Source organism: Saccharothrix sp. NBAS 001 (assembly GCF_056640475.1).
Genome location: NZ_CM153251.1, coordinates 8,417,773 through 8,443,978 on the forward strand (window position 1 = coordinate 8,417,773; position 26,206 = coordinate 8,443,978).

Sequence of the window (26,206 nt, forward strand, 5' to 3'; positions counted from 1 at the left end):
GGCCTGCTGCGTAATAGATAACAGGGTCATAACGTCGCTCGAACGGGTGAGTACCGGTCGGTAGAGACCGAGAAAGGGGGCGCTGTGCGGAGGCTGCGAGCGCCGTACGCCCGTCCCGAGCTGCCCGCGGTGAGGTCATCGCGCGACGCGGTGGAGACACCTGGCACGACGGAAAAAAGAAAAGGGGTGGGGCGACCCCTGCCGCCGCCCCACCACCCGTCCCCCTAGAGCCCCCGAGAGCGGTCCCTGCAACCAGGCTCTCGGGTTCCCTGCACCCGAAGATGAGGGAGACGCCTGAATGAACCGCACGAGTGCGGTCCGCCTCGCGGTGGCCGCCTTGCTCGCCACCTGCACGGCTTCAGCTCTCAGCGTACCGGCGATTGCGGACCCTGCCGCCCCCTACGGGGCAACGTCCTCCGACACGGAGAGCTACCCGGCCGAGTTGCTCCGAGCGGTGCAACGCGATTTGGGCCTAAATGCCGAGGAAGCACGCGTCCGACTGGCCAACGACGCCAGGTCGGGTGAACGAGAGGCGCAAGCGCGAAGTGTGCTCGGCGACACATTCGCGGGCGCGTGGATCGACCGCGCGACGGGCGAACTGACCGTCGGTGTCACGGACAGTGCCAAGACCGGTGCCGTCCGTGCTGTGGGCGCGAAGGCCGTCGTCGTGACCTTCTCGCAACGTCAGCTCACCGGCACCAAGGCCGCGCTGGACGCCCTCTCCGCACCGGTCTCGGTGACCGGCTGGCGGGTCGACGACGCGAGCAACACCGTCGTCGTGGAGGTCGACCGCAACACCCGCGACGCGGCGGCCGAGCGGTTCGTCGCGACCGCCAAGGCGGTCAGCCCGGCGGTGCGCGTGGTCGAGGTCGACCAGTCGCCCACCCCGCTCTACGACACCCGCGGCGGCGACGCCTACTACATCGGCAGCAGCCGCTGCTCGATCGGCTTCGCGGTCACCGGCGGGTTCGTGACGGCCGGGCACTGCGGCCGGTCCGGCGCCACCACGACCGGCTCCAACCGGGTGTCCCAGGGCACCTTCCGGGGCTCCTCGTTCCCCGGCAACGACTACGCGTGGGTCGCGACCAATTCCAACTGGACCTCCCGCCCGTGGGTCAACCGCAGCGGCTCCAACGTGATCGTCAAGGGCAGCAGCGAGGCGGCCGTGGGCGCGCAGATCTGCCGCTCGGGTTCCACCACCGGCTGGCGCTGCGGCACCGTCCAGGCCAAGAACTCCACCGTCAACTACCCGCAGGGCTCGGTCTCCGGCCTCACCCGCACCAACGCGTGCGCGGAGCCCGGCGACTCGGGCGGCTCGTGGGTGGCGGGCGCCGACTTCGGCCAGGCCCAGGGCGTGACCTCCGGCGGGTCGGGCAACTGCTCGTCCGGCGGCACGACCTACTTCCAGCCGGTCGGCGAGATCCTGAGCGTCTACGGCCTGCGGCTCACCACCGGCTGACGGCCACCGGTGGCGCGCGGTCGACATCCCTGCGGACCGCGCACCACGCGTGGAACACCCCTCGGGCTCCCCCTTCGCCCGAGGGGTGTTCCCTGTCTCAGTCGAACTGGACCGAGCGCTTGGACAGCCCGTACCAGAAGCCGTCGACGGTGGTGGTCGCGTCCTGGTCGGCGCTCGCGCCCAGCGACACGAACAGCGGCGCGAAGTGCTCGGTGCGCGGGTGCGCGATCCCGGAGGCCGGCGCCTTGTGCCGGAAGTCCAGCAGGCCGTCCACGTCCTTGGCGGCCAGCGCCCGGCCCGCCCAGTCGTCGAACTCCGCCGACCACGCCGGCGGCTGGTAGTCCGGCCCGGTGCGCATGTCCACGCAGCTCAGGTTGTGCGTCATGAACCCGCTGCCGATGATCAGCACGCCCTGCTCGCGCAGCGGGGCCAGCTTGCGGCCGACCTCGAACAGCCGGCGCGGGTCCAGCGTCGGCATCGACATCTGCAGCACCGGGACGTCCGCCTCCGGGAACATCTCCTTGAGCGGCACGTACGCGCCGTGGTCCAGGCCGCGCGCGGCGTCCTGCGCGACCGGCTCGTCCACCAGCTTCGCCACCGACGCGGCCAGCTCCGGCGCGCCCGGCGCTTCGTAGACGACCTCGTAGTACCGCTGTGGGAAACCCCAGAAGTCGTAGGTCAGCGGCACGGTCGTGGTCGCGCCCACGGTGAGCGGCTGCTCCTCCCAGTGCGCGGACACGATGAGGATCGACTCCGGGCGCGGGAGCGTCGCGGACCACGACTTCAGCTCGCCGGTCCACCGTTCGTCGTCGGCCAGCGGGGGAGCCCCGTGGCCCAGGTACAGCACAGGCATCACGCAGACGACTCTACGCCCTTTAGTTGAATTTTCAACCAGGACGCGACGGCCCGGGGGTCCTCCGCCTCGGTGATCGCCCGCACCACCACGACCCGCCGCGCCCCCGCCGCCACCACCTCCGGCAGCCGCTCCCGGTCGATGCCGCCGATCGCGAACCACGGCCGGTCCGTCGTCCCAGCGGTCGCCCGCACCAGGTCCAGCCCCGGCGCGGGCCGGCCCGGCTTGGTCGGCGTCGGCCAGCACGGGCCGGTGCAGAAGTAGTCCACGCCCGGCTCGCCCGCCGCCGCCCGCGCCTGCACCACGTCGTGCGTCGACCGGCCGATCACCACCCCGTCGCCGACCACCCGGCGGGCCTGCGGCACCGGCAGGTCGTCCTGGCCCAGGTGCAGCACGTCGGCGTCCACCGCGAGCGCCACGTCCGCCCGGTCGTTCACCGCGAGCAGCGCGCCGTGCCGCGCGCACGCCTCGGCCAGCACCTCCAGCGCCGCGATCTCCCGCTTGGCTTCGAGCCCCTTGTCCCGCAACTGCACGATGTCCACCCCGCCCGCGAGCGCCGCGTCCGCGAACTCCGCGAGGTCCGGCCGGTCCGGCGTGCAGAGGTACAGCCGCGCGTCGGCGAGCCGCCGCCTGATCTGGGTTCCGTCGAGTCCTGGCACGGGCCGCACGGTAACCGCTGGCCGGAATCGTGCGCTACGGTGGACGTGGTCCGCACGGGAGCCTGGAGAACACCGGGCTGAGAGGGAGCGTGGTTCGCTCCGACCGTCGAACCTGATCCGGGTCATGCCGGCGCAGGGAGCGTGAGTGCCTTGGTGAGTGCGAGCGGGGTGACCGTCCTCGGCGGCGGTGTCATCGGCCTGTCCGCGGCGTGGTTCGCCGCGCGCGACGGGATCCCGGTCGAGGTGGTCGACCACGGATCACCGCACGGCGGCTCGTGGGTGGCGGGCGGCATGCTCGCCCCGATCACCGAAGCGTGGCCGGGCGACGAAGAGGTGCTGGCGCTGGGCGTGCGATCCCTGGCCCTGTGGCCGGAGTTCGCCGCCGACCTGGGCGTGCCGCTCAGTCCCGCCGGGACGCTCGCGGTCGCCACCGACCCCGCCGACGCCGAAGTCCTGGACCAGCTGCGCGCGTACCTGGCGAGCCAGGGCCGCACCGCGACCCGCCTGACCCGGCGCGAACTCCGTTCGGCGGAACCGGGATTCGGCCCGTCCGTCCGAAGTGGGCTGTCCGTTCCCGGAGACCTCTCCGTGGACAACCGCGTCCTGCTGCGCGCACTTCGCGCCGCGTGCCGGGCCAGCGGCGTGACCTTCTCCCGAACGTCCACAATGGACCACGAGGTCACGGTCATCGCCGCCGGCGCGTGGAGCCGCGACCTGCACCCCTCGCTGCGCGAGGTGATCCGCCCCGTCAAAGGCGAAATCCTGCGGCTCACCGCCCGCCCCGGCGCGCTACCGCCACCACGCCACACCGTCCGCGCCCAAGTCGGCGGACGACCCGTCTACCTCGTGCCCCGCGACGGCGGCCTCGTCCTCGGCGCGACCCAGTACGAAGCCGGCTTCGACCCGGACGTGACCGTAGGCGGCGTGCGAGACCTGCTGCGGGACGCGGAAGTCGTGTGGCCGGCCGTCGCCGAGTACGCGATCGCCGAGTGCGCCGCCGGATTCCGCGCCGGCAGCCCCGACAACCTGCCCGTCGTCGACTGGCTCGAACCCGGCGTCCTGGCCGCCACCGGCCACCACCGCAACGGCCTGCTGCTCGCGCCGGTCACGGCGCGGCGCGTGCTCCACCTGCTCCGCGAAGGAGGAACCAGTTGAAGGCTCGGGTCAATGGCGAACAACGGGAACTGGCCGACGGCTCGACCGTCGCGTCCGTGCTCGAACTGCTGGGCGCGCCGCCCTCCGGCGTGGCCGTGGCGCTCGACGGCGAAGTCGTGCCGCGCGCGGCGTGGTCGTCCACACCCGTGCCGGACGGGGCCGCCGTCGAGGTGCTGACCGCCGTGCAGGGGGGCTGACGTGGACGACCCGCTCGTCATCGCCAACCGCGAGTTCGCCTCCCGGCTCGTCATGGGCACCGGGGGAGCGGCCAACCTGTCCGTGCTCGAACGCGCACTCGTCGCGTCCGGCACCGAGCTGACCACCGTCGCCATGCGCCGCATGGACACCGCGGGCGGCGGCGTGCTGGAGTTGTTGCGCCGCCTGGGCATCGCGGTGCTGCCCAACACGGCGGGCTGCCGGGGCGCGGCGGAAGCCGTGCTGACCGCCCGCCTGGCCCGCGAGGCGTTGGAGACCAACTGGGTCAAGCTGGAAGTGGTTGCCGACGAACAAACCCTGCTGCCGGACCCGATCGAACTCGTCGACGCGGCCGAGCAGCTGGTGGACGACGGCTTCGCGGTCCTCCCGTACACCAACGACGACCCGGTCCTGGCCCGACGCCTGGAAGACCTGGGCTGCGCCGCCGTGATGCCGCTGGGTTCCCCCATCGGCACCGGCCTGGGCATCAGGAACCCGCACAACATCGAGCTGATCGTCTCCCGCGCGAGCGTCCCGGTGATCCTCGACGCGGGCATCGGCACCGCGTCGGATGCCGCACTGGCAATGGAACTCGGCTGTTCCGCTGTGCTGTTGGCCACTGCCGTGACCAGGGCCCAGGATCCACTCCGGATGGCCGCCGCGATGCGCGCCGCGGTGGAAGCCGGCAGGTTGGCCCGCTTGGCGGGGCGGATCCCCCGGCGGTTCTGGGCACACGCGTCGAGCCCTGCGCCGGACGCCTGATTCGTTGATCACCCGACGGGCGGTGGCTCGGGCACAAGGCATGATGGATGCTTCTGGTTCATCCGTCGTTGTGCACGTAGGAGGCTGCTGTGGCTGCCGACCAGGTCGAGGACGCCACCGCCCGGCTGTACCTCGCGATCGGCAGGCTGTCCCGCTTGCTGCGCCGCACCGGTTCGCCGGGGCTGGGTCCGGGAGCGGTGTCCGCCCTGGCGACCCTCGCCCGGTGCGGCCCCATGCGGCTGGGCGACCTGGCGGCCAAGGAGGGCGTGGCACCCCCGACCCTGTCCCGGATCGTGGCGGCGCTGGTGGAAGCGGGCTACGTGAAACGAGACCCGGACCCCCAGGACGGCCGAGCCTGGCTGGCGACACCCACCCCGGAGGGCGAGACGATGGTCTCCGGCGTCCGTTCGGCGCGCGTGCACGAACTGCAACGCCGGATCGAGGAGCTGTCACCAGAACATCAGGCAGCCCTGGTAGACGCCCTGCCCGCCCTGGAAGTACTGGTGGGCGAAGCAGGCTGACGCCACACAATCGGGTGATAGACCCGAAATATGTACGATAACACTGTTCCCGATCCTCGGTTTGTATAGACCGAGCCCGCGAACCCCACCCGAACCATCACCTCCGATCCCATCACCCCACCACCCACCACCCACCACCCGACCTCCACCCCAGCCCCCGACCCAGCCCCGCCGCCTCCACCCAGCCCGGAACGACGGACGCCCCCAGCGCCCGCGCCGCCCAAGTGCCAGGGACGAGTGCCAGGCCCTCGCGCCAGACGCGCAAGCCCGCGCGCCGAAGCGCGAACGCCCGCCACGCGCCCACGCGCCCACGCGCCCACGCGCCCACGCGCGCTCCAGCCGGCGGAGCGACCTGACGGACAGACGCCGCCCGACGGGTACCCGACGACCAGCAGCCAGCAGCCAGCAGTCGGCAGCCAGCGACCGGCAGCCAGCAGTCGGCAGCCAGCGACCGGCAGTCGGCAGCCAGCGGCCAGCAGCGAGAAGTTGGCAGCGAGCAGTTGGTAGTCCGACGACCGGCAGCCGGGCGACCTGCAGGTGGTGACCAGTAGTCAGCAGTCGGCGGCCGACAGGCAACGGGCTGGCAGGAAACGGGCTGGCGGCGGACAGGCGCGGTCAGTGACTGGTGGCTGACGGTCCGCGCCCGCCGATGAGGTCTCCCGCCGATGGGCAGGCCGCCGGCGGCGGTTCCGTGCCGTCCCGGCGAGCTGACAGCCGATGGGCTGGCGGTCGGCGGGCAGGCAGCCGGCGAGTCGGCAGCCGGTGGGCCAGGAGCCGGCAGCGGTTCGACAACTGCCGGTGAGATTTCGCAGCCGGTGGCGGCTTGATGGGCCGCCGGTTCAGGCCCGCCGCTCAGCCTCGGCCTTCAGCGCCGTGTCGAACGGGTTGAACTCCCGCCGACTCCCGCGACGATCGACCTGCGCGCCCCGTACGAGGGCTACCTGCCAGGGCTGCGACCAGTGCTCCGACCAACACCGCACCCGCCGCGCCAACGGTGTTGTTGTAGAAGTCACGCGCCTCGCACACCCCGAGCCCGGTCGAGAACTGGACGAGTTCCACCGACAGGCTCAACCCCGCCGACAACACCAGCACCGTCAACGGCCGCCGCGTCGCCACGGTCGCGAAGAACGCGAACGGCACCAACATCACCAGGTTCAACCGTTCCAACGACCCGGTGAGCGAGAAGTCGTTGAGAGCGCACACCCCGACCGGGTCGGCCGTCCACACCCCCGCGTCCAACACGCCCGGCCTGCCCAGCGTCACGGCCAGCGCGAGCGCGAGCCCGCACCCGGCCAGCACCGACATCACCGGCCGCCAACCCCGCCACCGCGCCAAACCCAGGGCCGCCGCGCCGAGCACGAGGCACCCGAAGACCATCGCCGCGACGACCTCCGGTCGGCTCAGCACCAACTCCGCGATGTACGCGTCCTGTCGTGCGCTCATGCATTACTGGACGCGCCAGTGCTGCTCCGGTTGGCTCAACGCTCAGAACCGGTACCGCAGGATGCGCCCGACGTCGCGGCACCCGGGCAGTTTCGCCATCACCCGCAACGGAATCCGGCTCGACGCCGGCAAGTCCGCGATCTCCGGCAGTTCGAGGCTGCGCAGATCCTCCACCAACCGCACCCCCCACGGCTCGACGGCGCGCGGATCGTCCAGCCCCCAGTGCAGCGTCGCACCCGCGTTGCGCACCGCCGGCACCAGCTTCTGCATCCGGATCCCGGTCGACCCGTACACGTCGAACAGCACCTCACCGCTGGGAAAACGGCCGACGACCCGTTCGACCAGGCTCCGGACTTCCCGCTCCGTCAGGTACATCGTCAAACCCTCGAACACGGCCACGGTCGGCCGGTCGGCGGGCACCTCCGCCAGCCACGCCTCATCTGTCACCGACGACGCCACCAACCGGTAGTCGCCGTCCGGCGTGGGCAGCAGTTTTCGCCGCAGCGCCACCACTTCGGGGTAGTCGACGTCCACCCACCGCACGCCGTCACCGGGCGCGAGCCGCTGCGCGCGGGTGTCCAGGCCGCACGCCAGGTGCAGCACCGTCGCCGACGGATTCGCCCGCAGGAAGCCGGAAGTCCAGTCGTCCAGGTGCTTCGCGCGCATCGCGATACCGGCCGCCGAGGCAGCGTTCACCCCGGTTTTCCGGAAGTCGTAGTCGATCCGCGCGACTGCCTCGGCCGCCGCCGTGTCGTGCAGGATCGGTTTCGCCGCGCGGCTGTCCAGCGCGCGCCCGTAGAGGGTGGCGAGCATGGTCTCCGGAGCGCCGGTCAGGTCCACTTCTTCGCGGTCCACGCCGCCAAAGTAGTCCTGACCAGCCGCCCCGGCGAGCCTTCCGCGAGCTAGACGTTCCCCAAACGCCACAAAGGGGACACCGGTCCCACGCCGCCGCCGAGCGGGTACGCGGCGGCCACCGAGCGGACGACGAACTCCTTGCCGAACCGGACCGCGGTCGGCATGTCCTCGCCCCGCGCCAGGCGGGACGTGATCGCCGACGCCAGCGTGTCACCGCTGCCGTGCGTGTGCTTCACGTCGTAGCGCGGACCCGGCAGCTCGATGAACAGCTTCCCGTCGTACAGGACGTCCAGGCACCCCGGGTCGTCCCACAAGTGCCCGCCCTTGACCAGCACCCACTGCGGCCCGAACTCGTACAGCGCCTCCGCCGCCTTGCGCTGGTCCGCGTGGTCGCGCACGGTGATGCCGGTCAGCAGCCGCACCTCGTCGAGGTTCGGTGTGACCAGCGAAGCACGCGGGAACAGCCTGGCGCGCAACGCTTCCAGCGCCGCATCGGTCAACAGCTGGTCGCCGTGCATCGACGCCGCCACCGGGTCCACCACGAACGGGATCGACTGTCCGATGTGGACTCGATCGCACGCGTCGGCGACCGCCTCGATGATCGCCGCCGACGCGAGCATCCCGGTCTTCGCCGCGTTCACGCCGATGTCCGTGGCGACGGCTTCGATCTGCGCGGCCACCACCTCCGGCGGGATCTCGGTGTAACCGGTGACGCCCAACGAGTTCTGCACCGTCACCGCCGTGATCGCGGTCATCCCATGCACTCCGCACGCGAACAGCGTCCGGAGGTCCGCCTGGATTCCCGCACCACCACCGGAATCCGAACCGGCGATGGTGAGCACGCGCGGCGGCGTCACCGCCATCAGTCGACCACCGGCAGGTAGACCTTGTTGCCGTGGTCGGAGAACTCGTTCGACTTCTCCTCCATGCCCGCCTCGATGGCCTCCACTGTGGACAGTCCGTGCTCCTCGGCGTACCGGCGGACGTCCTGGGTGATCTTCATGGAGCAGAACTTGGGCCCGCACATCGAGCAGAAGTGCGCCGTCTTGGCGGGCTGCGCGGGCAGCGTCTCGTCGTGGAACGAGCGCGCGGTGTCCGGGTCCAGCGCCAGGTTGAACTGGTCCTCCCAGCGGAACTCGAAGCGGGCCTTGGACAACGCGTCGTCCCAGTCCTGCACGCCGGGGTGGCCCTTGGCCAGGTCGGCGGAGTGCGCCGCGATCTTGTACGTGATCACGCCGGTCTTCACGTCGTCCCGGTTCGGCAGGCCCAGGTGCTCCTTCGGCGTGACGTAGCAGAGCATCGCCGTGCCCAGCCAGCCGATCTGCGCCGCACCGATCGCGGACGTGATGTGGTCGTACGCGGGCGCGATGTCGGTGGCCAGCGGCCCGAGGGTGTAGAACGGCGCTTCGCCGCACCACTCCTCCTCCAGGCGCACGTTTTCCGCGATCTTGTGCATCGGCACGTGACCCGGTCCCTCGATCATCACCTGCACGTGGTGCGAGCGCGCGATGTGCGTCAACTCGCCCAACGTCCGCAACTCCGCGAACTGCGCCTCGTCGTTCGCGTCCGCGATGGAACCCGGCCGCAGGCCGTCGCCCAGCGAGAACGTCACGTCGTAGGTGCGCAGGATCTCGCACAGCTCCTCGAAGTGCGTGTAGAGGAAGCTCTCGCGGTGGTGCGCCAGGCACCAGGCGGCCATGATCGACCCGCCGCGCGACACGATCCCGGTGACCCGCCGCGCGGTCAGCGGCACGTAGCGGAGCAGCACGCCGGCGTGGACGGTCATGTAGTCGACGCCCTGCTCGGCCTGTTCGACCACGGTGTCCCGGTAGACCTCCCAGGACAGCTTGGCCGGGTCGCCGTCGACCTTCTCCAGCGCCTGGTAGATCGGCACGGTGCCGATCGGCACGGGCGAGTTGCGCATGATCCACTCGCGCGTCTCGTGGATCCGCTTGCCGGTGGACAGGTCCATGATCGTGTCCGCGCCCCACCGGGACGCCCACACCATCTTCTCGACCTCCTCCTCGATCGAGGAGGAGACGGCCGAGTTGCCGATGTTCGCGTTGATCTTGACCAGGAACTTCTTGCCGATGATCATCGGCTCGGCCTCGGGGTGCCGCCGGTTGAGAGGGATCACCGCGCGGCCGATCGCCACTTCCTCCCGCACGAACTCGGGGCTCATGTTCTCGCGCGCCGCGATGTAGGCCATCTCCGGCGTGATGATCCCGGCCTTCGCGTAGGCGAGCTGGGTCACCGCCCCGCCGACCGGCTCACGTGCGGCGATCCAGTCCGCGCGCAGCGCGGGAAGTCCACTGTGGACGTCGATCGTGGCGTCGCTGTCGGTATACGGACCGGAAGTGTCGTAGAGATCGACATGTTCGCCGTTCGTCAACTCCACCCTGCGAAACGGGACCCGCACGCCATCGGCCACCTCGCGGTAGACCTTGTGCGAGCCGGAGATCGGCCCCGTGGTGACGCTGGGTTTCACCGAACGGTCGTCAAGTGCCGTCACGACATTCCTCCCTACGCCGGCATTACCCGGTCAGGTTCAGGCGGTCGGCGGCACCGGATTTCTCCAGCCGCCCTCTCAGCCCGCTGAGGCGCGAGCTCCCGCGATGTTGAGTTGTCCCGCCGACCATAGCCACGTGGCCGTCCCGATGCCAAGGGACCGTCCAAACACCCACCCCACCCGCGCACTCGCCACGCCACCCGCTGCCGCCGCCCCGCGCCGACTGGCACCCGCTGTCACCCGGCGCGCAATCGCCCGGTCCGCAATCGCCCGGTCCGCAGTCACCCCGCCAGCAGTCACCCAGGCCGCTGCGACGCCGGTCGCTGCGATCCCGCGTCGCACTGCCACGCCGCTGGCCCCACTGCGTCGCGCCGCACCCGTCGCTACGGCATGACGCGCGGCAGGGGCGATGGTGCGAACGAACGATGGACAGCCGTGCGGCGGCGCGGGGACCCGGTGCCGGGTGCGGTGCGGCGCGGCAGGCGTTGGCCCCGATGGGACGGCTTGAGGTGATCTGAGGCCGAAGGTGGCGGGCGAGGGCAGCGGGTGAGGCCCAGGCTCGCGGCGGGCGGCTGCGCGGATGGCAGCGACCGGTCAGCTCACGGCGGTTGGAAGGCCGCTGGCGGGTCCAGTCCGGGCTCGGGCTGGCTGGCTCCGTCCCGCCTGGAGGCGGCTGGTTCCATCCCGGCTGGTGGAGGTCGGGCGGGGAGATCGGGCCGGCGGCGACGGGTCTCTGGCCCTTGGCTGCCTTTGCCCGGTTGGCGTTGCCCGATCGCCAACTGGCCGATGGCTGGCGGCGCGTTGGCTGGCAGCGCGCGCCGCGCGTGGTCCGCGCGCGTGCGACGCGCGGCGGCGTGCGCGGGCGCGTGGCGTGCGGGCGCGTGGCGTGCGGTGCGTGGTGCGTGGCGTGCGTGGGCGTGCGGCGCGTGGGCGCGTGGCGGCGTGCGTGTGCGGCGTGTGGGTGCGTGCGTGGCGTGTGCGGGCGTGGGGTGTGGGCGCGTGGGGTGGCCCGTGGTGGTGGGCGATGTCTGGCCGGCGGAGTTGGGGGTCGGGGGTGGGCTGGGGGCGGGGCTGGGGTGGGTGGCGGGTGGGTGGGTGTGGGTTGGGATTTGGTTCGGTGGGGTTCGCGGCCTCCTCGTTACAAACCGAGGTCTGAGAACAGTGTTTCCGTACATATTTGGGGGTTTTGGGGAGGTGACCACTCGATCGTGTGACGTGGGCGGCGGGTGGGGAGGGGGTGTGGCGGTGGGGTCGGGGGTGCGTGGTTTGCGGGGTTGTGCGGATGCCAAGCGGGTGGGTTTGCGCGTACCTTTCTCGCGTGGCTGATCACCAGCCGTTCCCGCCCGGCGCGCGGCGCGTGGCGCGCCCCGCTGGGGTTTCGCCGTGCCCTTCGTGCGGTGATCTCGCTGGTCGGGGGTATCCCGAGTGCCGGTTCTGCGCTGAACTCGTCGACCAGTACTGGCTGCTCGACTGGCAGGAGCTGCTCGCCGCCGAGAAGCTCGCCGAGGGCGGGGCGGGGGAGCGCGAGCTGGCCGAACTCGTCCTCGCCGACGAGGTCGGACGCCACCCCTGGACGTGCACGGACTGGGCGATGACGCTCGTGGCGTGCTCGCACTGCGGTAAGGAACTCGGCGCGGGGCCTGTCGACTGCGTTCGGTGCGCGATGGCCGAGGCGCTTCGGTGGTCGTGGGACCACGTGGGGTTTCCGGACGCCATCACGGCCGAGGAGCACGCCTTACGTGTCGCACGTGCCGTACTGCGCGCCCCGCACCGACGTCGGCCCACCGTGGTCCGCGCGTGGCGGCTCCTTCTGCCGTTCCTGCTGGTCGGTGAACTCCCCACGGTGGGCCAGGTGCAGCGCATCCGCGCCCACGTGATCGCGGGCGGGTACGCCGACCTGGCCCTGTGCGCCACGCACGTCGAACTCGCGGGCCTGCCCGAACTCCCCTGGCGGCGCTCAGCGCGGGTCGAACACCAGGCGAAGGCCCAGCGCGACCAGGACCCCGCCGGACACCCGCTCCAGCACCCGGCGGACCCGCGCGCGGGTGAGCCAGCCGCGGATCCGGTCTAGGACGCCGACGACGATCAGGTACCACGTCGTGTCCACGGCCACCCAGACCAGCGCGAACAGCAGCAGCGCGCCCCGGCCCGCGTCCGCCGGCAGGAACTGCGGCAGGAACGAGATCGCGAACACGCCCAGCTTCGGGTTGGCCAGGTTCACCAGCAGGCCCGCGCGGAACGCGTGGCCGGCCGGCGGTGCTTCCGGCAGCGGCAGGCTCGCCGAGCGGAACGCCTTCACGCCGAGGTAGACCAGGAACAGCGCGCCGGTGATCCGCAACGCGTGGTAGGCCACCTCGGACGCGGTGAGCAGCACGGACAGCCCCAGCGCCGCCGCCACCGCCCACACCGCGACCGCGACCTCCATGCCGAACACCGTGGCCAGCGCGCTCGCGCGTCCCCGGACCGACTGTCGCAGCACCAGCGCCGTACCGGGGCCGGGCGACAGCGCGATCAGGAAGGACGCCGCGACGAAGGCGGCCAGGTTGCTCCACATGCGGCCATCGTCACCCCGACGTCCAGCGGTTTTCGGGCGCCGCGCACACCTGTTCCCGCAGGTGCGACCGCAGCGGCCGCGGGTGTCGGGGCCGCTCGTGGGTCAGTCCTCGTCGTCCTCGTCGGCGAACGGGTCCTCGGAGGTGGCCGGGTCCCAGGACAGGCCGGGGACGCCCCAGCCGTTGGCCTTGAGCATCTTGCGCGCGGCGCGCTTGTGCCGGCCGACCAGGCGGTCCAGGTACAGGTAGCCGTCGAGGTGGTCGGTCTCGTGCTGGAGGCAGCGGGCGAAGAAGCCGGTGCCCTCGACCTCGACGGGCTTGCCGTCGCCGTCGAAGCCGGTCACCTTCGCCCACGGGGCGCGGCCGGTCGGGTACGACTCGCCGGGCGCGGACAGGCAACCCTCGTAGTCGTCGTCCGGGTCGGGCATCCCGAGCGGGATCTCCGAGGTCTCCAGCACCGGGTTGACCACCACGCCGCGGAACCGGTTGCCCTGGTCGTCCGGGCAGTCGTAGACGAACAGCCGCTGGTCCAGCCCGATCTGGTTGGCCGCGAGGCCGACCCCGTGCGCCGCCGCCATGGTCTCGAACATGTCTTCGATCAACGTCCGCAGCGCGTCGTCGAAGACCTCCACCGGCTTGGTCGGGTGGTGGAGCACGGGCTCGCCGGCGATGACGATCGGGTGAACTGCCATGGCCCGCAGTTTATCGGTGGACCGCTCGCATCCGGTACGGACCGGGGGACGCGCCGACCGATGAGCCGACCCCGACGAAGATCACGTGATGTAATGGCACCCACGCGCAGGCACGGCTGAGGAGCCCAGAGTGGACGCCGCAGAGGCACTGGCGCCGGCGGATCCGCCGGACGACGGCTTGAACGACCGGGAACGCGAGATCCTGGCCTTCGAACGCCAGTGGTGGAAGTACGCCGGTGCCAAGGAACAGGCGATCAGGGAACTCTTCGACGTGTCGCCGACGCGGTACTACCAACTGCTCAACGCGTTGCTGGAGAAGGAAGAGGCGTTGGCGGCGGACCCGATGCTGGTGAAGCGGTTGCAGCGGTCCCGGTCCGGCCGGGCCAGGGCGCGGGCGGCCCGGCGACTGGGCGTCGAGCCCCGATGACCAACCCGGAACCGGCGGGCTCGGCCCACCCCGCGCGCGCCGCGGGCTACGCCCTGATCGGGGTGGCTGCGGTGGCCGTGGCGATCGGCGTGGTGACGCTGTTCACCGGCGGCGAGGACGAGCAGGCGGGCGCGCAGCCCCCGACTTCCGCGACGAGCGGCCAGAGCGCGGGCCAGACGACCGGTGGCCCGACCTCCGACGGCCAGTCCGGCGGGCAGACGACGAGCGCGCAGCCGGGGACCACGACCGTCGACCCGACCACCGCGCCGTCCCCGACGACGCAGGCGGGCGCGCCCCGGACGACCACCGGGCAGCCCCCGGCGGGGCAGCCGCCGGCCGCGAAGCCCCCGGTGCGGGTCTACAACAACAGCACCATCGGCGGGCTGGCCGCGAAGGCGTCCGACGACATCCGCCGCGCCGGCTGGGACGTCGCCGAGACCGGCAACTACTCGCAGGGCCAGATCCCGACGACCACGGTCTACTACCGGCCGGGCACCGACGAGGAGGAGTCCGCGCAGCAGCTCGGGCAGGTGCTCAAGGCCGAGGTGAAGCCCCGGTTCGACGGCATCGAGTCCGCGCACGCCGGGATCATCGTGATCGTCACGAACAACTACGCGGGCCCGTCCGGCAAGATCTGATCCGGGCGGGGTCCCCGCCCGGTCGGGCCGAGGCCCGACCGGGGGGTCAGCCCGAACGGGAGTCCGCGTAGGCGGCGAGCGCGGCGAGCTGCGCCGGGTCCAGGGACGGGCGCACGGCGGTGCGGGCGGCGGCCAGGTGGTCGCCGGTGACCTCGGACGCCGACAGCGACTCGCGCATCGCGGTCAGCGCCGCTTCGCGGATCAGCGCCGCGCAGTCCGCCGCCGAGTACCCCTCCAGCTCGCGGGCCAGCTCCGCCAGGTCGACGTCGTCGGCCAGCGGTGTGTTCTTCGACGACGCCCGCAGGATCGCGGCGCGCGCGTCGGCGTCCGGCGGCGGCACGTACACCAGGCGCTCCAGGCGGCCGGGCCGCAGCAGGGCGGGGTCGATCAGCTCGGGCCGGTTGGTCGCGCCCAGCACCACGACGTCGCGCAACGGCTCGACGCCGTCCAGTTCGGTGAGCAGCGCGGCCACCACCCGGTCGCCGACCCCGGAGTCCGAGGACTGGCCCCGGCGCGGCGCGAGCGCGTCGACCTCGTCCAGGAAGACCAGGGCGGGCGCGGCCTCGGCGGCGCGCCGGAACAGCTCGCGGACCGCCCGCTCGGACTCGCCGACGAACTTGTCCATCAGCTCCGCGCCCTTGACCGAGAGCACGTTGAGCCGCCCGCTGCCCGCGAGCGCCCGGACCAGGAACGTCTTGCCGCACCCCGGCGGCCCGTAGAGCAGGAGGCCGCGCGGCGGCTCGACGCCGAGCCGGGCGAACGAGTCCGGGTACTGCAACGGCCACAGCGCGGCCTCGGTGAGCGCCTGCTTCACCTCGGTCATGTCGCCGACGTCGTCCAACGTCAGCCCGCCGGTCCGCAGGGTGTCCGAAGTGGACATCGAGATGGGGCGCACGGTGTCCAGCGCGCCGGTCAGGTCTTGTTGGGCCACGCGGGGTTCCTCGACGTCGCGCTGGCGCAGGGCCGATCGCACGGCGGCTTCGCGGCGCAGCGCGACCAGGTCGGCGGCGACGAATCCCGGTGTCCGGTCGGCGATCGCGCCCAGGTCCACATCGGACTCCAGCGGCACGTCGCGCAGCAGCACCCGCAGCAGCTCGGTGCGCACCGCGCCGTCGGGCAGCGGCAGCACCAGTTCCCGGTCGACCAGCTCCGGCACGCGCAGCCGGGGGTCGACGGCCTCGGCGTGCGCGCTGGTCACGACCAGTGCGATGCCGGCTTCCACGACCGCCGCGCGCAGCGCGTCGAGCACGACCGTGGCGACCGGCGGCGGGGAGTTCGCGGGCAGCAGGGCTTCGACGTCGGTCAGCAGCAGCACGGCGGGCGCTTCGGTGGCGGCGATGGCGTCGCCGATCCGCTGGGCGGTGGCGGCGGCCTCCAGCACCGCGACGCTGGGCGCGGCGACCTCGACCACGTTCGCGCCGACGCTGCGCGCCACGGCCCGCACCAGGGTCGCCTTGCCGACCCCTTCCGGGCCGCTGACCAGCGCGGCGAGCCGGGGCGCGGCACCGAGCCGGGCCAGCAGGCCGGGGTTGCCGAAGGTGAGGTCGAGCCATTCGGCCAGGCGTCGGGCGGCGTCCTTCTGGCCGACCAGGTCGGCCATCGGGACGGGCTCGGCGACGACGGTCGGCGCGACCGGCGAGTCGACCCGGGAGGTGGTCGGGACGGCGACCGCCGAGCCCGCCGCGCCGGCCAGGGCCACCGCGGTGGACCGGGCGGGCACGTCGCCGGTGCGGGCTCCGTCGCGCCAGCCGACGACGGTGGAGGGCTGCACCGCGACCGGCCCGCCGGCGGGCTCGACCGACGTGATGGTCAGCAGCTCGTTGGTCCAGGTCGTGCCGATCGCGTTGGACAGCTTGCGGCGGGTCGCGCTCACGTCCGCGCCGGGCGGCGGCGCGAGGTCCTGCGGGAGCAGCGAGACCGCGTCGCCGACCGTGAGCACCTTGCCGGTCAGCGCCATCCGCAGCGTCTCGGGCGTGAGGGACGTGCTGGCCAGCCGCGATCCGGCGACGGTGACCGACCGCGCGCCGGTCACCTCGACCGGCGCGACCACGACCTCGGACCCCTCGGCGATGCCGAGGTTGGACAGCGTCACGTCGTCCACCAGCACCACGCCGGGCGCGTCGTCACTGGCGGCGGCCAGCGCCGAGCTGACCCGCGCGCCGGTCAGCCGCACCGCGTCCCAGGCGCGCAGCCCGAGCGCGTCCAGCACCTCGCGGTGCAGCCGGACGACTCCGCGCCTGGTGTCGAGGGCGGACGGCGACAGGCGGGCGGTCAGCGTGATCACACGGCGAGCCTAGGCCAACCCTGGGCCTCAGGGCCGCTGGTGGCGGCGAAGCCCGATCTGCCGCCAACCCCGCCGCTTGTGCGGTCCGCCCTGGCCGTTGCCCTCGGCCGGACCCCCGGTGGGGCTCGCCGTCGGGCTCCCGGTCGGGTCGGGCGCGCGCCGGGGTCGGCGCACCGCCCGCATCGCCGCGCCCGCGACCCGGCCGCCCAGCGGCTGGCGCAGGCCGAGCCGGCGCGCGGCCACGCCGTGGGCGCGCTTGATCGCCCGCCGGTCGGCGGCCGGCACGGACCAGGCTTCCGGGTGCTTGGCCAGCCACCGGTAGCGGCGCACGGAGTAGGGCAGGTGCGCGAGGTAGACCAGCATCGCCGCGATCAGCGCCACCAGCGGGTAGGTGAACACGACCGCGGCCAGCAGGCCGACCAGGACCAGCAGCGGCGCGACCGCGCGCGGCGGGACCTTGATCGTCTTCACCGACAGCGTGGGGATGCGGCTGACCAGGAGGAAGGCGATGCCGACCGTCCACGCCGCGACCACCCACCGGTTCGACCACCAGCCGGGCGAGCCGACCTGCTCGTCCACGATCAGCGGCAGCAGCAGCAGCAAGCCGCCCGCCGGGGCCGGCACGCCGACGAAGAACTCCTTGGCGAACGGCGGCTGCTCGACTTCCAGCAGCGTGTTGAACCGGGCCAGGCGCAGCACCATGCAGACCGCGAAGATCAGCGCCACCACCCAGCCCTCGCGGCTCGGCCCGAACTTCCAGACGTAGAGCACGAGGGCCGGCGCGACGCCGAAGGACACCGCGTCGGCCAGCGAGTCCAGTTCCGCGCCCATCTTGCTGGTCGCGTCGAGGAGCCGGGCCAGCCGGCCGTCGAGGCCGTCGAGCACGGCGGCCATCGCTATCGCCGCGATGGCCGCGCCGTAAGAGCCCTTGATGGCGAAGTGCACGGACGACAGGCCCGCGGACATCGCCAGCACGGTGATGGCGTTGGGCAGCAGCCGGACGCCGGGCCCGCTGGGAGCCACCGGGTCACAGCTCCGGCAGTTCGGCGAGCACGGTCTCCCCGCCGATGGTGCGCTGACCGGCCTCCACCAGCACGCGGCTGCCCTGCGGCACGTAGAGGTCGACCCGCGACCCGAAGCGGATCAGGCCGTAGGTGCGGCCGACCTCGACCTTGTCGCCGTCGGCGACGTGGCAGACGATCCGGCGCGCGACCAGGCCGGCGATCTGCACCACGACGACGTCGTGGCCCTCGGTGGAGGTCAGCCACACGGTGTTGCGCTCGTTGTCCTCGCTGGCCTTGTCCAGGTCGGCGGACAGGAACTTGCCCGGCCGGTAGGAGACCTGGCGGACCGCGCCGGACACCGGCACGCGCTGGACGTGCACGTCGAACACGGACAGGAACACGCTGATCCGGGTCATCGGCACGTCGCCGAGGCCGAGTTCGGCCGGCGGGACCGCGTCGACCACGTGCGAGACGGTGCCGTCCGCGGGGGCGACGGCCACGTTGGGTCGGGTGGGGGTGGTCCGCACGGGTTCGCGGAAGAACCACGCCACCCACGCGGTCAGCAGCGCGCCGACCACGCCGGCGCGCCGGGAGAACCGGCGCACCAGGAGGGTCGCGACGGCCGCGCCCGCCACGAACGGGCGGCCTGCGGGGTGCATCGGGGGGACGATTCCCCGAGCGAGGTCGATGAAGTGGGAGACGGCACCACTGTTCTTGTCGCGATCGACGGTCATGGCTCTTCCGGGTCAGGGAAATGCTGGCCGGCCACACGCTACGCCGGCGACCGCCGAGCCCGTCCGGTATGTCCGTGCGTCCCCCGACGAACGCACGGACACACCAGGCGGGTGTGCCGGCGAGTGTAATCCAGGTCACATGGAGTATTCAATGGCACTGAGTGAACTCGCTGTGACTGAGTGTACTCGATCTCCGGCGACCTGGACTCGGCCGACCGAATCCGTGGATTGTTCAACGATCCTAGTTGAGGAAGCGGACCAGGACCTCGGCCCCGGCCGCGAGTTCGGTCACGTCCTCGGGCACCTCGATCAGGCAGTCGCTGAGCGCCAGCGCGGACAGCAGGTGCGAGCCCGGCCCGCCGACCGGCGTCACGACCCGGCCCGAAGCCGGGTCGTACTTGCCGCGCCGGAACTGCGTCCGGCCGGCCGGCGAGGTCAGCGCCGAGCTGAGCCGGGCGGGCGCCGTCGGCCGCTCCACCACCGCGAACCCCATCGCGGCCCGCAGCGCCGGCCGCACGAACACCTCGAACGACACCTGCGCGCTGACCGGGTTGCCCGGCAGCGTCGCCACCGCCACCCCCAGGTAGCGGCCCGCGCCCTGCGGCCCGCCCGGCTGCATCGCGACCCGGGTGAACTCCACGCCCCGGCCGGTGAACGCGTCCTTGACCACCTCGTACGCGCCCGCGCTCACCCCGCCCGAGGTCAGCAGCAGGTCGAACGCCGCCAGCCGGGGCTCCACCGCCGCCCGGAACGCCGCCACGTCGTCGGGCACGAACCGCAGCAGCTCCGCCTCGCCGCCCGCCTCGCGCACCGCCGCCGCGAGCATCACGCCGTTGGACTCGTAGATCTGCCCCGGCCCGAGCACCTCGCCCGGCCCGACCAGCTCGGACCCGGTCGACAGCACCAGCACCCTGGGCCGCCGGCGCACCGGCAGCGACCCGAACCCCAGCGCCGCCGCCAACCCCAGCTGCGCGGGCCCCAGCGCCGTCCCGGCGGCCAGCACCACCGCGCCCTCGGCCACGTCGTCGGCCGCCCGCCGCACGTTCGCGCCCGCCCGCACACCCCGGTCCACCCGCACCGACGACGTCCCGCCGTCGGTCCACTCCACCTGCACCACGGCGTCCGCGCCCGCCGGCACCGGCGCGCCGGTCATGATCCGCTGCGCGGTGCCGGGGGCCAGCGGCGTCGAGGCCGCGCGCCCGGCCGGGATGTCGTCGGTCACCGGCAAGGTCACCGGGACGTCGGTCACATCGGCCGCGCGCACCGCGTACCCGTCCATCGCGGAGTTGTCGAACGGCGGCAGCGCGACCGGCGCGACCAGGTCCTCCACCAGCACCAGCCCGAGGCAGTCGGCCACCGGCAGCTCGACCGGCTCCGTCACGCCCACCAGTTCCGCGATCCGCGCGCGGTGGGCGGCGACGGCGGTCAACGAGTTCGACACGACCCCCATCCTGCCGCGCCCGTGCCAGACTGCTCCGACCGGCCGCCACGCGCGACAGCAGGAGGAGGAACGTTCCGGTGCAGGTCCGCACGCGACACACGCCGACCTTCGGAGTGGCCAGGCTGGTGCTCGCACCCGCCGAACCGGCGCTCGTCGAACGCTCGTCGCTGTTCGCGACCAGCTACGGCGTCAGCCGCGACACCAAGGGCAAGGCGCCGGGCGTGAAAGCCGCGCTGTGCACGGCCGGCGCGGAAGGCGGGTGGGTGGACGTCGCCCCGCCGCTGCCCGGCGACCTGCACGTGCTGGAACTCGACGGCGCGACCGGGTGGTGCGTCGCCCGCAACAGCTGGCTCGCCTCGGCGGGCACGGTCGCCATGGACCCCGCCGCACCGCCGCTGCGCTCGCTGCACGGCGGCGACAGCGGCTTCCTCACCTACGTCTACGGCACCGGGTCGGTCGTGCTCGCCTGCTACGGCACGCTCGACGTGGTCACCCTGGACGCGGGCGAGCTGGTCACCCTCGACAGCGGGCACGTGATCGGATTCGCCGACACCCTCCAGTGCCGGTTGCGCGCGCTTTCCCCCGATGTGCCCCAATCGGTCCGCAATGGTGACGGCCTGGTCCTCGATTTCGCCGGTCCGGGCCTCGTGCTCACCCGTACGCGCAGTCCGCGAGCACTCGTCAGTTGGTTGCGCGACAACGGATTCAGCGTGCGCTCATGACTCCATAAGGAGGTATCGGCGAACCCCCTCGTGCCTCTAGCGTGGCGGTTTGCTCAGGTATTTCTCGAAGGAGGACGTCTTGGCTGTCGGCACGGTCAAGTGGTTCAACTCGGAGAAGGGGTACGGATTCATCGCCGCGGACGGCGGGCCCGATGTCTTCGTGCACTACTCGGCGATCCAGATGGAGGGCTTCCGCACGCTGGGCGAGGGGGACCGCGTGGAGTTCGAGATCCAGGCCGGCCGCGACGGCCGCAGCCAGGCTTCGGACGTCCGGAAGGCATCGTGAACTCCGCCCGGCCCGCCACCCGGCGGGTCGGGCCGTTCCACCGGGTGGCCCGCTCCGGTGCCGGCCTTAGCCCGAACCCGGCGCACGCCGGGCCGTGCGGACGTTAGGCTGCCCCGCGTGTCGGACGACCTGAGCGGGCGACGGCTGGGCCACTACCGGATCGACGGGGTGCTCGGCCGCGGTGGCATGAGCGTGACCTACAAGGCCACGGACGTCAGGCTCGGTCGCAAGGTGGCGCTCAAGGTCATCGGCGAGCACCTGACCGCCGACGCCGAGTTCCGCGAGCGGTTCGTGGACGAGGCGCGCAACACCTCGGCGATCGACCACGCGAACATCGTGCCGCTCTACGACTTCGACGAGGTCGACGGCCTGCTCTACATCGCCATGCGGCTGGTCGACGGCCAGGACCTGGCGGGCCACATCAAGGACGGCCCGATCTCGCCCGCGCGCACCCTGACGCTGCTCGGCCAGGTGGCCGAGGCGCTGGACATGCTGCACGGCAAGGGCCTGGTGCACCTCGACGTGAAGCCCGCCAACGTGCTGGTGACCACCAAGGAAGCCTCCCGCGAGCACGTCTACCTGGCCGACTTCGGGCTGACCCGGCGCGGCGCGACCGGCCACCGCACCCGGACCGGCGACTTCCTCGGCTCGCCCACCTACGCCGCGCCCGAGCACCTGCGCGGCGAACCGCTGGACGGCCGCACCGACCAGTACGCGCTGGCCTGCATGGTGTTCGCCTGCCTGTCCGGCCGGCCGCCGTTCCAGGGCGGCGTGCAGGACGTCATCCAAGGCCACCTGGCCGCCGAGATCCCGGCCCTGACGTCCCTGGTCGCGCTGCCGCCGGGCATCGACGACGTGCTGCGCAAGGGCACCTCGAAGGACCCCAACCAGCGGTTCGGGTCGTGCCAGGAGCTGATGGCCGCCGCGCGCACCGCGCTGGGCGGCGCGGCGACGGTGACCAACCCGCCGCGCCGGGTGGACGCCCCGGTGTCCGGCCCGGTGCCGGCCCAGCACGGCCCGCAGACCGGCGGCGTGCCGGCCCAGCAGCCCCCGCGCTACCAGCAGCAGCCGCCGCAGCAGCAGCCCCAGTCCGGCGGGTTCGCCCAGCAGCCGGGCTTCCTGGCCGACCCGGTCCGGCTGCGCCCGCCCACGCAGGTCGGCGGCGCGTCGGCGTTCACCACGACCGCGAAGTCCCGGCCCGCCTGGGTCGCGCCGGTCGTCGTGGGCGTGGCGGCGATCGTGGCGATCGTCGTGCTGGTCCTGATCCTCACCCCGAAGTCCGAGGAGCCCCGGCCGCCGGCCTCGACCAGCACCGGCCAGTCCATCGACGTCGGCGGCGACAGCGGCAGCAAGAAGCCGCTGCCCACCAGCGTGCCCGTCAAGACCTCCCGCTGACCCCGCCGGGGTGCGCGGACGTCCTCCGAAAGACGTCACGCTGACCTGCGGTTCTTGCACTCGCCCTGGTTGAGTGCTAAACACGGACCTGGCACTCGGACCACCTGAGTGCCAGCACGCAGGCTGGGACGGTGAGGCAGGCTCCCCCGGGAGCAGGTCGTCCGTCGCGGGCACCGAGCCTGGCCAAGCGCCGTGTTCCGCTGTGGACGTGCGTGTCCGCAGTGGCCCCATAAGTCGTTACATAGGCGGAGGAACACACCGCAATGGCCAAGATGATCGCGTTCGACGAGGACGCCCGCCGTGGTCTTGAGCGCGGCATGAACACCCTCGCGGATGCCGTCAAGGTGACGCTGGGTCCCAAGGGCCGCAACGTCGTGCTCGAAAAGAAGTGGGGCGCGCCGACCATCACCAACGACGGCGTCTCCATCGCCAAGGAGATCGAGCTGGAGGACCCGTGGGAGAAGATCGGGGCCGAGCTCGTCAAGGAAGTGGCGAAGAAGACCGACGACGTCGCCGGTGACGGCACGACCACCGCCACCGTCCTCGCCCAGGCCCTGGTCCGCGAGGGCCTGCGCAACGTGGCCGCCGGCGCCAACCCGCTGGGTCTCAAGCGCGGCATCGAGAAGGCCGTCGAGGCCGTGACCGAGCAGCTGCTCAAGACCGCCAAGGAGGTCGAGACCAAGGAGCAGATCGCCGCCACGGCGTCCATCTCCGCGGGCGACTCGACCATCGGCGAGCTGATCGCCGAGGCCATGGACAAGGTCGGCAAGGAAGGCGTCATCACCGTCGAGGAGAGCAACGCTCTCGGGCTCGAACTCGAGCTGACCGAGGGCATGCGCTTCGACAAGGGCTACATCTCCGGCTACTTCGTGACCGACCCGGAGCGTCAGGAAGCGGTCCTCGAGGACCCGTACATCCTGCTCTACGGCTCGAAGATCGCGTCGGTCAAGGACCTGCTGCCGCTGCTGGAGAAGGTCATGCAGGGCGGCAAGCCGCTGCTGATCATCTCCGAGGACGTCGAGGGCGAGGCCCTGGCGACCCTGGTGGTCAACAAGATCCGCGGCACCTTCAAGTCGGTCGCCGTCAAGGCCCCCGGCTTCGGCGACCGCCGCAAGGCGATCCTCCAGGACATCGCGATCCTCACCGGTGGCCAGGTCATCACCGAGGACGTCGGCCTCAAGCTGGAGAACGCCGACCTGTCGCTGCTGGGCAAGGCCCGCAAGGTCGTCGTGACCAAGGACGAGACCACGGTCGTCGAGGGTGCGGGCGACGCGGAGCAGATCCAGGGCCGCGTCAACCAGATCCGCGCGGAGATCGAGAAGTCCGACTCCGACTACGACCGCGAGAAGCTCCAGGAGCGCCTGGCCAAGCTCGCCGGCGGCGTCGCGGTCATCAAGGCCGGCGCGGCCACCGAGGTCGAGCTCAAGGAGCGCAAGCACCGCATCGAGGACGCGGTGCGCAACGCCAAGGCCGCCGTCGAGGAGGGCATCGTCGCCGGTGGTGGCGTCGCGCTGCTCCAGGCCGCCGAGGCCGCTTTCGCGGGCCTGAAGCTGGAGGGCGACGAGGCCACCGGCGCGAACATCGTCAAGGTCGCCGTCGAGGCTCCGCTCAAGCAGATCGCCATCAACGCCGGCCTTGAGGGCGGCGTCGTGGTGGAGAAGGTCAAGGGCCTGCCCGTCGGCCACGGCCTCAACGCCGCGACCGGCGTGTACGAGGACCTGCTCGCCGCCGGCGTGCCGGACCCGACGAAGGTCACCCGCTCCGCGCTCCAGAACGCCGCCTCCATCGCGGCGCTGTTCCTGACCACCGAGGCCGTCGTGGCCGACAAGCCGGAGAAGGCGGGCGCTGCCCCGGCCGTCCCGGACGCCGGTGGCATGGACTTCTGATCGCCGAAGCACCGCTGTTCCCGGAAGGCCCGGTCCGCTCGCGGACCGGGCCTTCCGGTGTTCCCGGGGCCGGCCCGCCCGGCGCGCGGTGCGCCGGAGGCGAAAATCGCCGGCGGGCGAGGACGGGACGCGGCACCCTGGAGGCATGCCCGCAGCCCACCCGAGCGGCCGGCGGCCCGGCCGCGCGGTGACCGCCGGCGAGCATGGCCACCGCGACCACGCCGGGCGGCGGGCGCTGCCCGCCGGGGCGCTCCCCGGTCGTGGGCGAGCACGACGAGGTCGCCGCGGCCGTGCTCGACCCGGGCAGCCGGACGGCCCGGTGGGCGGGCGCGCCCCGACCGGCCTGGTCGGCGGAGGTGCCTGCGGCGTGCCCGGCCGACGGCGTGGGCCGCGAGCGGAGGCCCGCGTGGCGGCGACCCACGTGGCGGAACCGGGTGCCGTCCGGGGGCAGGCGTGGAACAGGCCCCGTGCCCCCGGCGGAAGGGGTGCACGAGGCCCTGCGGAGTGTTCGGTCGGCGCGGTCGGGCGCCGAGGTCTACAGCATGATCGTCGGTGTCACCACCGTGCGGCCCGGCTCGCCCCTGGAGTTCACCAGGTGCACCACGATCTGGGTCGTGCCGGTCGGGACGTCGGACAGCACGAAACGGCCGCCGTCGTCGGCCTTGGTGGTGCTCGACTCGTGCTCGGCCACCCGCACCTCGACGGTGTGCTCACCCGCGGGCACCAACCAGCCGTCGATCCGGTGCCGGGCGCCGCTCGGGGTGAAGTTGACCATCAGGGTCAGGTTGTCGACCGTGAACGTGATGGTCCCCGGGTTGCCGCCGCGCACGCCGGCGAACGAGCCGGCCCGCTCCCAGCGGGCGACCTCCACGTCCAGGTTCTCCAGCGCCACCGCGAACTGGATCCGTTCGACCAGTCCCACCGGTGGCGCGTCGAGTTCGTACACCAACCGGTTCAGCTCGGTGAGGACAGCGGTGTCCTCTTGGCCTCTGCGGTCATCGCGCGGGTCGATGTCGTTCACCGCGATCCTCCTTCCGCGTCAAGATGTGTGCGCAGCGTGGTCAGGCAGCGGCCTCTGGTTGGACCGATGCTGCCACGTGGCATGGCCAGTGCTTCCGCGACCGCGCGGTACTCCGCCCGCCCGGCCAGCACGGTGAGTCGCAGGAGTTCCTGGCACTTCTGCGACAAACGCCCGAAAGCCCGCCACAACCGGAGGTCCCGGTCGTCTACCAGGGCGGCGTCTTCCGGCAACCCGTATTCGCTCTCCAACTGCTCCGCCAACTCGTCGGACAGTGCCGATTCCCGACGTGCGGGGGTCCACGTGCGCTGGGCTTCCCGGCGCGTCGCCACGACGAGCCACCCCGCCAGCGCGCGGGGTTCGATCAACCGGTCCAGGTGGCGCAGCAGCGCGAGCCAGACCGTCTGCACGACGTCCTCGGCGGTGCTGCGGTCCAGGCCGTGCCCGCGTGCGACGTGCCACACGAGCGGGGTCAGGTCGGCCACCAGCACGTCCAGCGCCCTGCGGTCGCCGTCGCGTGCGGCGATGACGCAGGCGGCGTGCCGGTCCGTCCCGTCCAGACCTTCCCACGGTGGGCGCTCACCGGCCGTGCGCAGATCTCCCACGTCGTCACCTCCTCCTCGACATCCCCCAGCCGTAGCTGATCGTCACACACCCCGCCGCGGCCTGCGGCGGCGGTCCGCGATGCCCCCCTCGCACCGCGGACCGCCACTCCT

At 72.5% G+C, this 26,206-nt stretch carries 26 protein-coding genes and 2 riboswitches; of the genes, 12 read left to right on the forward strand and 14 right to left on the reverse strand.

All coding sequences use genetic code 11. The annotated features are described in order from the left end of the window. The first annotated feature begins 547 nt into the window (after positions 1 to 547). Entirely contained in the window at positions 548 to 1,459 is a 912-nt protein-coding gene (locus AC0HI0_RS37280) for a S1 family peptidase (protein ID WP_480928167.1), read from the forward strand. A gap of 97 nt (positions 1,460 to 1,556) precedes the next feature. Here the strand turns inward: AC0HI0_RS37280 and AC0HI0_RS37285 are convergent, their stop codons facing one another. Further along, positions 1,557 to 2,312, reverse strand: a complete 756-nt coding sequence (locus AC0HI0_RS37285) for a dioxygenase family protein (protein WP_480934472.1) — start codon at positions 2,310 to 2,312, stop codon at positions 1,557 to 1,559. Next, positions 2,312 to 2,971, reverse strand: a complete 660-nt coding sequence (gene thiE / locus AC0HI0_RS37290; protein ID WP_480928168.1) for a thiamine phosphate synthase — start codon at positions 2,969 to 2,971, stop codon at positions 2,312 to 2,314. The genes AC0HI0_RS37285 and thiE overlap by 1 nt, the downstream gene beginning before the upstream one ends. Before the next feature lie 44 nt (positions 2,972 to 3,015). Beyond that, positions 3,016 to 3,127, forward strand: a riboswitch (TPP riboswitch). Here thiE and thiO point away from each other — a divergent pair. From thiO to AC0HI0_RS37310, 4 genes are all read left to right on the forward strand, one after another. Continuing rightward, complete coding sequence (thiO, locus tag AC0HI0_RS37295) at positions 3,122 to 4,126, forward strand: glycine oxidase ThiO (RefSeq protein ID WP_480934473.1); 1,005 nt, start codon at positions 3,122 to 3,124, stop codon at positions 4,124 to 4,126. It overlaps the preceding riboswitch by 6 nt. Next, positions 4,123 to 4,323, forward strand: a complete 201-nt coding sequence (thiS, locus tag AC0HI0_RS37300; RefSeq protein ID WP_480928169.1) for a sulfur carrier protein ThiS — start codon at positions 4,123 to 4,125, stop codon at positions 4,321 to 4,323. Before thiO ends, thiS begins: the two co-directional genes overlap by 4 nt. 1 nt (position 4,324) lies before the next feature. Continuing rightward, positions 4,325 to 5,083 (forward strand): thiazole synthase, encoded by a 759-nt coding sequence (gene thiG / locus AC0HI0_RS37305; RefSeq protein WP_480928170.1) that lies wholly within the window; start codon positions 4,325 to 4,327, stop codon positions 5,081 to 5,083. An 89-nt stretch (positions 5,084 to 5,172) separates the two neighbouring features. Next, positions 5,173 to 5,604 carry a MarR family winged helix-turn-helix transcriptional regulator gene (locus AC0HI0_RS37310; protein WP_480928171.1) on the forward strand — a complete coding sequence of 144 codons (432 nt, stop codon included), beginning with the start codon at positions 5,173 to 5,175 and terminating at the stop codon, positions 5,602 to 5,604. Between the two features lie 852 nt (positions 5,605 to 6,456). On the opposite strand, the gene AC0HI0_RS37315 is transcribed toward AC0HI0_RS37310, so the two are convergent. From AC0HI0_RS37315 to thiC, 4 genes are all read right to left on the reverse strand, one after another. Beyond that, positions 6,457 to 7,047 carry a VanZ family protein gene (locus AC0HI0_RS37315; protein ID WP_480928172.1) on the reverse strand — a complete coding sequence of 197 codons (591 nt, stop codon included), beginning with the start codon at positions 7,045 to 7,047 and terminating at the stop codon, positions 6,457 to 6,459. Between the two features lie 42 nt (positions 7,048 to 7,089). Beyond that, entirely contained in the window at positions 7,090 to 7,902 is an 813-nt protein-coding gene (locus tag AC0HI0_RS37320; protein WP_480928173.1) for a class I SAM-dependent methyltransferase, read from the reverse strand. Positions 7,903 to 7,949: 47 nt separating this feature from the next. After that, positions 7,950 to 8,765 (reverse strand): bifunctional hydroxymethylpyrimidine kinase/phosphomethylpyrimidine kinase, encoded by an 816-nt coding sequence (thiD, locus tag AC0HI0_RS37325; protein WP_480928174.1) that lies wholly within the window; start codon positions 8,763 to 8,765, stop codon positions 7,950 to 7,952. Further along, a complete protein-coding gene (gene thiC, locus AC0HI0_RS37330; protein WP_480928175.1) occupies positions 8,765 to 10,414 on the reverse strand; it encodes a phosphomethylpyrimidine synthase ThiC in 1,650 nt (549 codons plus the stop codon). The genes thiD and thiC overlap by 1 nt, the downstream gene beginning before the upstream one ends. Continuing rightward, positions 10,404 to 10,526: riboswitch (TPP riboswitch) on the reverse strand. It overlaps the preceding gene by 11 nt. A gap of 1,203 nt (positions 10,527 to 11,729) precedes the next feature. On the opposite strand from thiC, the gene AC0HI0_RS37335 reads away from it, so the two are divergent. Then, a complete protein-coding gene (locus tag AC0HI0_RS37335; RefSeq protein ID WP_480928176.1) occupies positions 11,730 to 12,482 on the forward strand; it encodes a hypothetical protein in 753 nt (250 codons plus the stop codon). On the opposite strand, the gene AC0HI0_RS37340 is transcribed toward AC0HI0_RS37335, so the two are convergent. Together AC0HI0_RS37340 and AC0HI0_RS37345 are read right to left on the reverse strand one after the other, a co-directional pair. Next, on the reverse strand, positions 12,369 to 12,965 hold the full coding sequence (locus AC0HI0_RS37340; RefSeq protein ID WP_480928177.1) for a LysE family translocator: 597 nt from the start codon (positions 12,963 to 12,965) through the stop codon (positions 12,369 to 12,371). The two genes, AC0HI0_RS37335 and AC0HI0_RS37340, sit on opposite strands and share 114 nt — an antisense overlap. A 102-nt stretch (positions 12,966 to 13,067) precedes the next feature. Beyond that, positions 13,068 to 13,655 (reverse strand): peptide deformylase, encoded by a 588-nt coding sequence (locus tag AC0HI0_RS37345; protein WP_480928178.1) that lies wholly within the window; start codon positions 13,653 to 13,655, stop codon positions 13,068 to 13,070. A gap of 130 nt (positions 13,656 to 13,785) precedes the next feature. Between AC0HI0_RS37345 and AC0HI0_RS37350 the strand changes: the two genes are divergently transcribed. Next, positions 13,786 to 14,082 (forward strand): DUF3263 domain-containing protein, encoded by a 297-nt coding sequence (locus tag AC0HI0_RS37350; protein WP_480928179.1) that lies wholly within the window; start codon positions 13,786 to 13,788, stop codon positions 14,080 to 14,082. Further along, complete coding sequence (locus AC0HI0_RS37355; protein ID WP_480928180.1) at positions 14,079 to 14,720, forward strand: LytR C-terminal domain-containing protein; 642 nt, start codon at positions 14,079 to 14,081, stop codon at positions 14,718 to 14,720. The genes AC0HI0_RS37350 and AC0HI0_RS37355 overlap by 4 nt, the downstream gene beginning before the upstream one ends. Before the next feature lie 46 nt (positions 14,721 to 14,766). On the opposite strand, the gene AC0HI0_RS37360 is transcribed toward AC0HI0_RS37355, so the two are convergent. The 4 genes from AC0HI0_RS37360 to moeA form a co-directional block, all read right to left on the reverse strand. Then, positions 14,767 to 17,004, reverse strand: a complete 2,238-nt coding sequence (locus AC0HI0_RS37360; protein WP_480928181.1) for an AAA family ATPase — start codon at positions 17,002 to 17,004, stop codon at positions 14,767 to 14,769. 27 nt (positions 17,005 to 17,031) lie between these two features. Further along, entirely contained in the window at positions 17,032 to 18,027 is a 996-nt protein-coding gene (pssA, locus tag AC0HI0_RS37365; protein WP_480928182.1) for a CDP-diacylglycerol--serine O-phosphatidyltransferase, read from the reverse strand. 4 nt (positions 18,028 to 18,031) lie between these two features. Continuing rightward, positions 18,032 to 18,742, reverse strand: coding sequence for a phosphatidylserine decarboxylase (locus AC0HI0_RS37370; protein ID WP_480928183.1), 711 nt, complete (start codon positions 18,740 to 18,742; stop codon positions 18,032 to 18,034). Between the two features lie 241 nt (positions 18,743 to 18,983). Next, entirely contained in the window at positions 18,984 to 20,192 is a 1,209-nt protein-coding gene (gene moeA, locus AC0HI0_RS37375; RefSeq protein WP_480928184.1) for a molybdopterin molybdotransferase MoeA, read from the reverse strand. A gap of 68 nt (positions 20,193 to 20,260) precedes the next feature. Here moeA and AC0HI0_RS37380 point away from each other — a divergent pair, with 68 nt between their 5' ends. The 4 genes from AC0HI0_RS37380 (at position 20,261) to groL (ending at position 24,472) form a co-directional block, all read left to right on the forward strand. Beyond that, positions 20,261 to 20,905 carry an AIM24 family protein gene (locus AC0HI0_RS37380; RefSeq protein WP_480928185.1) on the forward strand — a complete coding sequence of 215 codons (645 nt, stop codon included), beginning with the start codon at positions 20,261 to 20,263 and terminating at the stop codon, positions 20,903 to 20,905. Between the two features lie 79 nt (positions 20,906 to 20,984). Next, entirely contained in the window at positions 20,985 to 21,191 is a 207-nt protein-coding gene (locus AC0HI0_RS37385; protein ID WP_480928186.1) for a cold-shock protein, read from the forward strand. 117 nt (positions 21,192 to 21,308) lie between these two features. Then, positions 21,309 to 22,586 carry a serine/threonine protein kinase gene (locus tag AC0HI0_RS37390; protein ID WP_480928187.1) on the forward strand — a complete coding sequence of 426 codons (1,278 nt, stop codon included), beginning with the start codon at positions 21,309 to 21,311 and terminating at the stop codon, positions 22,584 to 22,586. A 263-nt stretch (positions 22,587 to 22,849) separates the two neighbouring features. After that, positions 22,850 to 24,472, forward strand: a complete 1,623-nt coding sequence (gene groL, locus AC0HI0_RS37395; protein WP_480928188.1) for a chaperonin GroEL — start codon at positions 22,850 to 22,852, stop codon at positions 24,470 to 24,472. Between the two features lie 535 nt (positions 24,473 to 25,007). Here the strand turns inward: groL and AC0HI0_RS37400 are convergent. Next, positions 25,008 to 25,430 (reverse strand): carboxypeptidase regulatory-like domain-containing protein, encoded by a 423-nt coding sequence (locus AC0HI0_RS37400; protein ID WP_408005329.1) that lies wholly within the window; start codon positions 25,428 to 25,430, stop codon positions 25,008 to 25,010. Positions 25,431 to 25,489: 59 nt separating this feature from the next. Next, positions 25,490 to 26,095, reverse strand: a complete 606-nt coding sequence (locus AC0HI0_RS37405) for an RNA polymerase sigma factor (protein WP_480928189.1) — start codon at positions 26,093 to 26,095, stop codon at positions 25,490 to 25,492. Positions 26,096 to 26,206: the final 111 nt, after the last annotated feature.